This is a genomic window from Lactiplantibacillus paraplantarum, from assembly GCF_003641145.1.
GTDB lineage: Bacteria > Bacillota > Bacilli > Lactobacillales > Lactobacillaceae > Lactiplantibacillus > Lactiplantibacillus paraplantarum.
In genome coordinates, this window is sequence record NZ_CP032744.1 from 19,444 (window position 1) to 31,435 (window position 11,992).

Annotated in this window: 7 protein-coding genes; all 7 read left to right on the forward strand. The window is 44.9% G+C overall.

Annotated features, from left to right (window positions below):
* Window positions 1–101 precede the first annotated feature (101 nt).
* Window positions 102–1,718, forward strand: a complete 1,617-nt coding sequence (locus LP667_RS00080) for a peptide ABC transporter substrate-binding protein (protein WP_021730344.1) — start codon at window positions 102–104, stop codon at window positions 1,716–1,718.
* Window positions 1,719–2,048: 330 nt separating this feature from the next.
* Window positions 2,049–3,941, forward strand: coding sequence for a 1,4-alpha-glucan branching protein GlgB (gene glgB / locus LP667_RS00085; protein ID WP_021730345.1), 1,893 nt, complete (start codon window positions 2,049–2,051; stop codon window positions 3,939–3,941).
* A 2-nt stretch (window positions 3,942–3,943) separates the two neighbouring features.
* Entirely contained in the window at window positions 3,944–5,083 is a 1,140-nt protein-coding gene (locus LP667_RS00090) for a glucose-1-phosphate adenylyltransferase (protein ID WP_021730346.1), read from the forward strand.
* Window positions 5,080–6,252: a glucose-1-phosphate adenylyltransferase subunit GlgD gene (gene glgD, locus LP667_RS00095; protein WP_021730347.1), complete on the forward strand. Its 1,173-nt coding sequence runs from the start codon at window positions 5,080–5,082 to the stop codon at window positions 6,250–6,252. The genes LP667_RS00090 and glgD overlap by 4 nt, the downstream gene beginning before the upstream one ends.
* Window positions 6,245–7,684 carry a glycogen synthase GlgA gene (gene glgA / locus LP667_RS00100; protein ID WP_056988456.1) on the forward strand — a complete coding sequence of 480 codons (1,440 nt, stop codon included), beginning with the start codon at window positions 6,245–6,247 and terminating at the stop codon, window positions 7,682–7,684. Before glgD ends, glgA begins: the two co-directional genes overlap by 8 nt.
* 19 nt (window positions 7,685–7,703) lie before the next feature.
* Window positions 7,704–10,106 carry a glycogen/starch/alpha-glucan phosphorylase gene (locus LP667_RS00105; RefSeq protein ID WP_021730349.1) on the forward strand — a complete coding sequence of 801 codons (2,403 nt, stop codon included), beginning with the start codon at window positions 7,704–7,706 and terminating at the stop codon, window positions 10,104–10,106.
* An 18-nt stretch (window positions 10,107–10,124) separates the two neighbouring features.
* The gene (locus LP667_RS00110; protein WP_021730350.1) at window positions 10,125–11,942 is read left to right on the forward strand and encodes a glycoside hydrolase family 13 protein; all 1,818 of its coding nucleotides are present in this window, start codon (window positions 10,125–10,127) and stop codon (window positions 11,940–11,942) included.
* The last annotated feature ends 50 nt before the right edge of the window (window positions 11,943–11,992 follow it).

Consider the following 11,992-nt stretch of genomic DNA (forward strand, 5'->3'; position numbering starts at 1 on the left):
TCACTACGGATAATGGCGGCTTACCATTGATGTGTTGTCAGCATCAATATGGTTATTGTTGTCGTTAATCATGATCATTACTAAGATTGGGAGTCATCATAATGAAAATCAAAATATGGGTCAGTGGTATTAGTATTGCGTTATTAGGTTTAGGATTGGCGGGGTGCGGTAGTCAAACGAAAAGCAAGCAGAAAACGTTGAACGTAACGGCTACGCAGGCGATTGCGACGGCTGATCCTGATAAGGCTGATGATATTGTCAGTCAAGCAGCGATTGCACAATTCATGGAAGGCTTGTACACGACTAATCAGCAGGGAAAGATTATCCCAGCAATTGCTAAAAAGGTGGTTAAGCCAACGAATGGTGGTAAAACGTACACGTTTGAATTGCGACACAATGCCAAGTGGGCCAATGGTCGTAAAGTGACGGCCGCAGATTTTGTCTATTCATTACAGCGACAAGTCGATCCTAAGACTAAGTCGCAAGAAGTGGGCCACGTCGCAGAAATTAAAAATGCAACGGCGATTACAGCCGGAAAAAAAGCGGTCAAAACTTTAGGCGTCAAGGCGCTTGGTAAGTATAAGTTAAAAATCACCTTGGCACAGCGGGTGCCATACTTTAATTATCGACTGGCAACAGAAATTTATCCGCTGAATAAACAGTTTACGACGAGGTATGGTAACAAGTATGGCACCACTGCGAATAAGACCTTGTCGAATGGTCCGTACGTTCTAAAAGGGTGGAACGGGACAAATGATACCTGGAAGTATGTGAAGAATCCATACTATTATGGTCATAAGCAAGTGCATATCAAGCAAGTTAAGGTGCAGACTGTTAAGAATAACAGTACCGCCGAGAACCTGTTTGAAAGTAATGCGGTTCAAGTGACCCAAATTACCGGAACGCAGGTCGCTAGTGCGCAACAGGGGAGCCTAAAAAATCAATTAAAAATAACAAAGCTGAATCAACTTTACTTCATGTTATGGAACCAGAAACGGTCGGCTCTCAAGAATGCTGACTTGCGGCGAGCGGTCAGCTATTCACTCAATCGACAATCCTTGGTCAAGAACGTGTTGAAAGATGGTTCAACTGCGGCGACATCTTTAGTCCCAACTGGTAATACGACTAATCCAACGACTGGCAAAGACTTTAATACGGATACAGGTAACTTGTATCCGTATAGCCCTGCTAAGGCCAAACAGTATTGGAAAAAAGCCCAGGCTAGTTTAGGAACGCAAAAGCGGACGTTGCAGTTATTGACCAATGATAATGATATTAATAAGTCAGTGGCTGAATATATTCAGGCAGCGATTGAGAAGAATCTTAACGGGGTAACTGTAAACGTTAAATCAGTGCCGTTAACGAATGAGATTTCAACGTTAAGTAAAGGTAATTTTGACTTTGCCACCTTATCATGGTCAAGTGACTTCCAAGATCCAGTTGATTTTCTAAATAAGGCGTCCTTAACTAATTCCGTCAACTTTGGGAAATTTCATAATGCTCAGTATGAAAAGTTGATTGCAACGATTACAGCAGGAAATCAGACGACTAAAGCGCGGTATCAAACGATGCAACAAGCAGCACAACTAGTTGCTAAAGAACAAGGAGTGACACCAATTTATCAAACGGCAGCAGCGCATTTGATCAGCAAACAAGTTGGCGGTGTCCACTTCACGCTGCTGCGGGATACGTTGTATCGTTACGCCTATTGGAAATAAGTAATGGCGTAAATATAAATAATTTGATAGAAATGTAATTGAATAAATCAACTGACCCGAAAAAACTTGTTTTTTCGGGTCTTTTTTTGTACAAGGCGCTTTGTGAGGACAAAGTGAGTTACAACGGGCTTAGCCGCAAATAGTTGTGGTGAGTCAGTTTGCAGCGTTTAGTGATGTTCAGCACGATAACCTTATATTCTAGGCGTTTTTTGCGACTTGGCCGATTAAGTAAGGCAACCTTATCAAGGATAGTCAAAAATACGATTATCTTCTTATAATAAGATTAATTTTATATAACTGTTCAATTAATCACATAGGGGGTGTGATGCTTTGGTTAAACAATCTGCTGATAGCAATGATGCAAGTTACTTATTCAATACGGGTGTTGGCTTCAATAGTCAGGATTATCTAGGTTGTCACTTGGCGACAAATGGTCGGGCAACGTTTCGCGTATGGGCGCCCCATGCCAAAGCAGTTGCCGTTGTCGGTGATTTTAATGACTGGCAACCTGGAGCGTTAAAACTAATGGGTACGACGGGAATTTGGCAAGGACAAGTGGCGGCGGTCCACGTTGGCGATCTATATAAATTTCAGGTCACAACAGCGGCCGGACAAGTTCAGTTGAAAATTGATCCATTTGCACAGCAATTTGAACGTAAGCCAGGTGATGCTAGCCAGGTTGTTCAACCCGTGGCGATGCGGTGGCACGATAGTTTATGGTTAGCGCGTCGTAAAAAATCGCACGCGGCCAATCGCCCCATTAATATTTATGAAGTACATTTAGGTTCATGGCAGCGACATTCAGATGGCCGTTATGAGACTTACTCAGAGCTGGCCACAGCCTTAATTCCATATGTCAAGCAGTTAGGATATACCCATATTGAGTTAATGCCTGTGATGGAACATCTATTAGACGCCTCCTGGGGGTATCAACAAATGGGCTATTTTGCACCCACTAGTCGTTTTGGCAATCGGGAGGCTTTTTTAAGTTTCGTTGATCAATGTCATCAAGCTAATATTGGCGTATTAGTTGACTGGGTACCAGGACACTTTATTCGCAATTATGACGCGCTATATCAGTATGACGGGACGCCCACATTTGAGTATGCTGATCCTGAGCGGGCGAACAACCGCCGCTGGGGTGCGTGGAACTTTGATCTTGGTAAAGCTCAGGTCCAAAGCTTTCTGATTTCAAGCGCACTGTATTGGCTTGAACAATGTCACTTAGATGGATTGCGAGTGGATGCCGTCTCTAACATGTTGTACTGCGATTATGACGAAGGGCGTGAAGGGCAGGTTAATCAATATGGGGATAATCGTAACTTAGAAGGTATCACTTTTTTGAAAAAACTGAATACCACTATTTTAGCCCGGCATCCAGATGTCCTAATGATTGCAGAGGAATCATCCGCCTATCCACAAGTTACGGGGCCCGTTACTAATGGGGGGCTTGGTTTTAATTACAAATGGAATATGGGATGGATGCACGATACACTTGATTTTTTCATGATGGACCCGCTATACCGGCATGCTCACTTTGATTTATTGACGTTTGCCTTTGTCTACATGTTTGATGAACGATTCATCTTGCCGTTTTCACATGATGAAGTTGTCCATGGCAAAAGGTCGTTAATGCATAAAATGCCTGGCGATCGGTACAACCAGTTTGCTAACCTCCGAACGATGTTGGCTTACATGGTGGCCTTTCCCGGGAAGCAATTGAATTTTATGGGCTCAGAATGGGGCCAATTCTTAGAATGGCGCGATTGGAGTGCGCTGGAATGGAACGATCTGGACGATTCATTGAACTATCGCATGCAACAGTTTACGAGCCAATTGAACCTGGTGTATCGCCACAATCGACCACTGTGGGAGCAAGATCATGATCCTGCCGGTATTATTTATACCCACACTGATGACCCGGAAAGTTCGACGATGAGTTTTATTCGGCAAGCGAAGCGTAAATACAGTTTTGTCGTGGCGGCTTTTAATTTTGTGCCGGTAGAACGGCAACAGTATCGCATTGGCGTTCCTTATCAGGGTCAATATGAACTGTTACTTAATACGGAAGCTCAAGCTTTCGGTGGGACGTGGACTAAGTTAGAAACGAAATTTACGGCCATTGATGAGCCTTATCGCGGACAACCAGCGAGCTTCACGGTGACTTTACCCGCAATGGGCGCGTTATTAATTCGACCAGTCAAAGTGATGAGGGGGCATTAAGGATGCAAGATGACATGTTAGGCATTATTTTAGCGGGTGGTCAGGGAACCCGTTTAGGTAAACTAACCAAGGATACGGCCAAACCCGCTGTACCGTTTGGCGGTCGTTACCGAATTATTGATTTTACACTCAGTAATTGTGCCAATTCAGGGATTAACACTGTTGGCGTGATTACCCAATATCAGCCACTGGAACTCAATGCACATATTGGCAGTGGTGCCAGCTGGGGATTTGATAGTTTGAATGGTGGCGTCACGGTGTTACAACCCTATTCATCTAGTGAGGGTGAAAAATTTTTTCAAGGAACTGCGCACGCCATCTATCAGAATATTGAATATATCGATCAACAGGATCCCAAGTATCTGCTAGTCCTGTCGGGAGATCATATCTATAAGATGGACTATGATGCGATGCTGAAATACCATCAGGAGAAGAAAGCCTCGTTGACCGTGGGTGTGATTCACGTGACTAATGAAGAAGCGAAGCGGTTTGGCATGATGAATACTGACGCCACCGATCGAATCATTGAATTTGAAGAAAAGCCGGCGCACCCGAAGAGTGATAAAGCCTCAATGGGTATCTATATTTTTAATTGGCCGACCCTGCGTGCGTACTTAGTTAAGAGCTATGCTACCGATAAGTCACTTGAAGATTTTGGCAAGAATGTTATTCCATCTTATCTAGCGAACAATGAATCCGTCTACGCCTATGCGTTTAAAGGCTATTGGCGAGATGTGGGAACAATCAAGAGTTTATGGCAGGCGAATATGGAGTTTTTGTCGCCCCATAATCGACTAAATATTGGTGATCGCTATTGGCGAATCTATTCAAAGGCAGAAGTGTTGCCACCGATGTTCTTAACGGAAACGAGTCAGGTCAATAATGCGATGGTGGTGGATAGTTGTTACGTTGCGGGTGAAATTGATCATTCAATCTTATCGCAACGAGTGTCAGTCGGAATGGGGAGCCGCGTGATCGATAGTATGATTATGCCGGGAGCCACGGTTGGTAAGAATGTCGTGATCGATCACGCACTGATTGGTGAGGACGCCGTGATTGGTGATGATGCTCAGATTATTGGAACGGCCGATAAGATTGCAGTGGTCGGTTATCACGAAACGATGGGAGTGGAGCAACCATGAAGCGTGAACGCGTTAGTGCGATTATCAATTTACTAGAACCAAGTGAAGCATTACAGCCGTTAACTGCGATTCGGCCAGTAGGTATGTTGCCATTCGGCGGTCGGTATCGACTAGTGGACTTCCAATTATCTAGTGTGATCAATGCGGGAATTCAAAATGTAATGGTCACGGTGCCTCGTTCAGGACGGTCGGTTGCGGATCATTTGCGCAGTGGTCGTGATTGGAGCTTAAACACTATTCGGGGCGGCTTGTTCCTATCACCTTATAATGATTTGCAGCTAGTAGCACCCGAAAAGAAGGCCGCACTCTTGCATCATTATTATGATGATTCGATTCAGTTTTTAAAGTGTAGTCAAAGTGAGTATTCAGTGGTGATGAGTACGCGTAACGTTGGTAACATTGATTTGAAAGCGTTACTCCGTTATCACGAAGAACGTAACAGTCCGGTCACCGCGGTGTATAAGCGAGTCGACCCGGCCACTTTAACGCCTGAAAATACGATTTTACAACTAACGGCTAAAGGCGATGCAACCGCGGTCGTACCACTTAGTAAGGCTAAAATTGGTTCGCAAACTAAGCAAGTTGCTAAGAGTATGGCAATCTATCTGATGAGTACGATTGACTTAATTGAATTGTTACAGTCAGCTAATCAGCGTGGCGATATGATTAGGTTAGAAGAGCTCATGCGCCAGGCGGTTATTCAACATAATGCGAATGCATTTGAATATACTGGTTTTCAGGCTAATATTCACGATATTCAAAGTTACTTTGCCGCTAATATGGCTATTTTGGACGAAGCTAACTTTCGGGCGCTATTCTACAGTTCGCGTCGTATTTATACCAAGGTCAAGAATGAAATTCCTACCTTCTTTGCGACTGGTTCACAATGTCGGGATAGTTTGTGTGGGACTGGTGGTTACATTGAAGGACAACTTGAGCATTCCGTGATTTTCCGAGATGTCTTGATTAATCGTGATAGTCAGATCAAAAATGCGATTATTATGCAAGGTGCACGCATCGGGGCGGGGTGTAAGTTGGAAAATGTCATCATTGATAAGGATGCAGTCATTGGACCGAACTTGGTACTTAAGGGGACACTAACAGCACCATTAGTGATTGGTAAGGGTCAGCGTGTCTTTCAACAAGCGGAGGTGGCCGTACATGACTAAGGTCTTATTTGCAGCGGCGGAAGCAGCCCCTTTTTATAAAACAGGGGGGTTAGGGGATGTCAGTATGGCTTTACCCCGCGCACTGCAAGCAGAAGGTGTTGACGTGCGGGTGGTTATTCCTTACTATTCGCGGCGTATGCCCGCCGAGTATCAGCAACAATTAACAACGCTGACTCATTTCACCGTCCAAGTGGGGCCCCGTTCAATGTACTGTGGGATTAAGACAGTAACGGTCGGACATATTCAGTATTACTTGGTTGATAACTTGGATTATTTTGGCCGGGATGGGTTATACGGTTATTGGGATGACGGTGAACGCTTCGCCTTTTTTCAGATGGCCATTTGTGAAATGATGGAACGCTTGAATTATATTCCAGATGTTTTACAGCTGAATGACTGGCATACGGCCTTTATCCCGGTGTTGTTAGCTGAAAAGTATTATTGGATTGAAGCTTATCGCGACATTAAAACGTTACTGACTATTCATAATATTCAGTTTCAAGGCATCTATGATCCAGTCATCCTTGACTCTTTATTTCGTATTGGCACTGAAACGTATACGGAGGCGGGCGTAGCTTTTTATGATCGGGTGAATTGGTTAAAAGGTGGCCTTAATTTTGCAGATGCCGTCAACACTGTTTCACCGACTTATGCTAAAGAGATTCAAACACCGGCTTTTGGAGAGCACTTAGATGGTGTCTTACGCGCAAATCAACACAAATTGAGTGGTATTCTGAACGGCATTGACACACAGCTATATAATCCAGCAATTGATCCAGCCTTAGCAGTCAATTACACCGTCAAAGATCTGAAACCGAAGCGTCAAGATAAACACGCGTTGCAGCGCCGACTCGGGTTACCGGTTAAGAATGTGCCCGTGTTTTCGGTCGTATCACGGCTGACTAGGCAAAAAGGGATGGATCTATTGTTAAGTGCACTAGATCCTTTTCTGAAACGACAGGATGTTCAATTAGTTGTATTGGGGACGGGTGAGCCAGCCTTGGAAGCCGCTTTTCAGACGTATCAAGCCGCTTATCCTAGCAAAGTTGTCGCGGCGATTCAATTTGATACGCAACTGGCACAACAAATTTATGCGGGGAGTGACTTGTTCTTAATGCCGTCTGCCTTTGAACCGTGCGGGCTATCTCAGATGATGGCAATGCATTACGGGACACTGCCAATCGTTCATGCAGTCGGCGGGTTACGGGATACGGTCATACCGTATAACCAGTTTACCGGCCAAGGGACTGGGTTTAGTTTTGATGATTATCGACCAGAAGTACTCCGTAAAATAATGACACTCGCGGTGACACTGTACAGACACCAACCACGTATTTGGCGGCAATTACAACATCAAGCGATGACTTGTGATTTTGGATGGGAGCACTCGGCACAACAGTATCGAATGATTTATCAACAGTTAGCGCGTTAGGTTTGGTGGGGGTGTGAGTTTGAAATTAACAACGGCACAGTTTAAGAAGGATTTTTTAAGTGAGATTGAGACGCTCTATTCGACGTCTTTGGACGATACGACGACGATTGGCCAATTTATTGCACTAGGACAACTGGTACGACGGTATAACAGCCAAAGTTGGACTCGAACAGCGAAACTGTATCGGGAGCATCATCAAAAACAGGTGTATTATTTTTCAATCGAATTTTTGCCAGGACGCTTACTTGCTTCTAATTTGTTGAATCTCAATTTGTTATCGATTGTCAGAAAAGGGTTGAAGGAGTTAGGCTTAGATTTTGAGACGATTAGTCGGTCTGAGCCTGATCCAGCCCTTGGCAACGGTGGACTAGGTCGATTGGCAGCCTGTTACATGGACGCAATGGCTAGTTTGAAAATTGCGGGTAATGGTAATGGAATCCGGTATCGCTACGGGTTATTTAAACAAGTCTTTATGGATGGGTACCAAGTGGAATTACCAGATGATTGGCTACACCACGGGAATGTCTGGGAGACTCGCCGAGATAATAAGAGTTGTATAGTGCGTTTTGGGGGTAACGTTTGGTTACAACCTCAGCCTGATGGTAGTCTACAGGCGCAATATGAAAATACGGATGACGTCTTAGCAGTTCCTTATGATGTTGGTATCGTAGGTTATCATAATGATATTACGAATACGCTACGCTTGTGGTCAGCTGAATTACCACCTAGTGTTACCCAGACGTACTATTCACAGGCACAACGGGACCGTATCAGCGAGATTAGCAAGGTCCTTTACCCAGACGATTCTAACTCGGCCGGTCAACAATTGCGGCTACGCCAAGAATATTTCTTTTCATCTGCTGGTGTGCAAAGCATTGTCCGTGATTTTTGTGCCACACATCATGGAATGCGTTCCTTAGGTAAAAAGATTGCCATCCATATTAATGACACCCATCCGACACTAGTGATTCCTGAAATGATGCGGCTATTAATGGATGAGCACCATTGCTCGTGGGATGTTGCCTGGACGCTAACGACGCAGGTAATGAGCTATACGAACCACACCATTTTACAAGAAGCACTGGAGACCTGGCCGATTGGGATGTTCCAGGGCCTGTTACCTCGAATCTATCAAATTATTGTCGAAATCGACCGACGTTATCGGGCTCAGCAAACGCCGATTTTTGGTAAGGCGCTGGTAGATCTGACGGCTCCCCTAGGTAATGGGCAAGTTCGAATGGCCCACTTAGCGGTGATTGGCAGTCATAGTGTGAATGGCGTCGCGCCCTTACACACAGAATTATTGAAAACAGATGTATTACGCGGTTTGTATCAAGTTTATCCTGAACGTTTTAATAATAAAACGAATGGTATTGCCACGCGTCGCTGGGTGCAACTAGCAAACCAGCCATTGTCCCAACTTATTGACCAGACGATCGGGTCGAGTTGGCGACGACAGCCAGACTTGTTGCAGACGTTACTCCCATATCAGCAGGACGATCACTTTCTACATCAATTGGCGCAAGTCAAGTTGACTAATAAGCAGGCCTTGGCTGCGTATGTGCAGCGAACGATGGGAATCAAGTTGCGTACGGATGCCATCTATGATGTCCAGATCAAGCGACTACATGCTTATAAGCGCCAATTATTACATGTTTTTGAAATTTTACGGGAATACTTCGTTATTAAAGATCATCCGGATCAGCCGGTAGTACCACGCGTGCATATTTTTGGTGCGAAAGCCGCCCCCAGCTACCACTACGCAAAGGCAATTATTAAGCTGATCAACGTGGTGGCCGATATGGTCAATCAAGATCCAGTGATTGGGGATCGACTAAAAGTGGTGTTTATTCCTAATTATGGTGTCTCAATTGCAGAGTTAATTATTCCAGCGGCTGATGTTAGTGAGCAGATTTCAACGGCCTCGAAAGAAGCTTCTGGAACTAGCAATATGAAGTTAATGGCTAATGGGGCGTTATCACTGGCGACGTATGATGGTGCAAATATTGATATTATGCAGGCTGCGGGTGCTGAAAACGAGTATCCGTTTGGGCTCAGAGTGCATGAGGTTTACGATTATTATCAGCGTGGTAATTATCGTGCCGCGGCGTTTTATAATGGTAATCCGGAGTTGAAACGTATCCTGGATAGTTTAATTAATGGTACGATCCCTGGAATTCCGACGGTTGGTCGTGAAATCTATGATTCATTGATTCGCTATAATGATGAGTTCTTTGTGCTGGCCGATTATCAGGCGTACGTCAAGCAACAGCAACAGATCAGTCAGGATTTTCAAGACCAGCCAACTTGGCAACAACGGGCGTTAGCTAATATCGCTGCATCCGGGCATTTCGCCGCTGACTTAGCAGTAGCACGTTACGCTGACGATATTTGGCAAGTGCCTCATGACCGGTTGAATTAGTGAAAGGAGGGGTAACGGATGCAGGTAACGTATAATTCATTTTTACCGACATATAAGACCCCTTTTGGGGCGGTGACACGGCAAACGCCCGTACGTTTCACGGTGGGAGTCCAGACTGTTACGCCAGTCAAACAGATTGAGCTGTGTGTGGCCCATGATGGTCAATGGGATGAGGAACAGGCGCTACCGCTGCGACCGATTAGTCCAACGACATATACGGTGACCTTTGTCCCCACTCAAGTCGGTCTGTACTTTTATTATTTTCGTATTCAAACGATGACCGCAACGGTATATTATGGTTGTGTTGATGGTGGCTACGGTGGTCCAGGAATCCAGTACGTGTTGCGCGAACACGTTCAGATGTATCAATTGACGATTTTAAAATCAATTGAGACACTGCCGCAATGGTACCGTGACGGGATAGCTTATCAAATCTTTGTTGATCGGTTTAATAACGGAAATGCGGATGGTCATGTTAATGCGCCTAAAGCGAACAGTTTTATTTACGGTCAGCTGGAAGACCGACCATTGTATGTTCGCGATGCCCAGCGTGCAATCTTACGTTGGGATTTTTATGGTGGCAATTTGCGCGGCATTATGGCAAAAATTCCGTATCTACAACGACTTGGCGTGACAATTGTATATTTGACCCCGATTTTTGAAGCTAGCAGTAATCATCGTTACGATACGAGCGATTATTTGAAAATTGATCCGGTCGTAGGCACCCTGGCTGATTTTGATAACTTGGTAACTGCCCTGCATCAAGCGGGGATGCACTTGATTCTGGATGGCGTCTTTAACCACGTCGGCGTTGATTCCAAGTACTTTAATCAAGCGGGGCACTATGAAACGCTGGGCGCGGCTCAATCGACTACTAGTCCATATTATCCGTGGTTTACGTTTATTCATTATCCCAATGATTATGACAGCTGGTGGGGTATTCATGATTTACCAACGGTGGATAAAGAAGCACCCACCTATCGTGATTTTATCTTTGGTAAACCAGATTCGGTCATTGATTATTGGACCCAGCGCGGTGTGGATGGTTGGCGACTAGATGTTGCGGATGAGCTTCCTGATGATTTTATTGCTGGTATTCGACGAGCGCTTGATCGTTATCCTGATAAGGTTTTGATTGGAGAAGTCTGGGAGGATGCATCACACAAACTGGCTTATGGCATGCGGCGGCATTACTTAGAAGGTGGTGGCTTACAAGCAGTGATGAATTATCCGCTACGGCGGTTGATTATCCATATCTTGAATGGAACTTTAACGCCAGCAGAGTGGTGGCGCGAGCTAATGACATTGAAGGAAAATTACCCGGCATCAACCTTTCAATTTAACTTCAATAATATTGGTAGTCACGATACCCCGCGGATCTTAACTATGTTGGAAGAAAATCAACAGCGGTTACGGCTGGCGGTACAGTTGTTACTGACCTTGCCAGGTGTGCCGTGCTTATATTATGGTGATGAAGCGATAATGTTAGGTGGTAAGGATCCGGATAATCGTGCCTTTTATCCGTGGGCGACTGCTGATCAAGCACAGATTCAGTTTGTGGCTCAGTGGTCGCTGTGGCGGCAGCGGCATGCTTGGTTGAATCAGGCTAACTTTGTGCCATTCTATGTGGCAGATTATGGGATTGGTTATCTATACTGGCGAGCTGCGCAGACCATCCTAGTAGTTGTTAATATAACATCTGAGCCACGAACGGTGACGACACATGATTTAAAGCTAAGTGGGATACCTCTCAGGTTGGCACAAGCGATCCAACAGTGCCTGGTGGGGAGGACTTTCAGTGGCGAGCAACTGCGACTTATTGAAAACTTTACCTGAATTTTACAAGAACTTGATGGTTGCACTGATACGCACGCGGTATATTATAA

Excerpts from the sequence above, each read along its gene's own strand:
- LP667_RS00080 (WP_021730344.1), top strand. The coding sequence starts at position 102 with ATGAAAATCAAAATATGGGTCAGTGGTATTAGTATTGCGTTATTAGGT.
- LP667_RS00090 (WP_021730346.1), top strand. The coding sequence starts at position 3,944 with ATGCAAGATGACATGTTAGGCATTATTTTAGCGGGTGGTCAGGGAACC.
- glgD (WP_021730347.1), top strand. The coding sequence starts at position 5,080 with ATGAAGCGTGAACGCGTTAGTGCGATTATCAATTTACTAGAACCAAGT.
- glgA (WP_056988456.1), top strand. The coding sequence starts at position 6,245 with ATGACTAAGGTCTTATTTGCAGCGGCGGAAGCAGCCCCTTTTTATAAA.
- LP667_RS00110 (WP_021730350.1), top strand. The coding sequence starts at position 10,125 with ATGCAGGTAACGTATAATTCATTTTTACCGACATATAAGACCCCTTTT.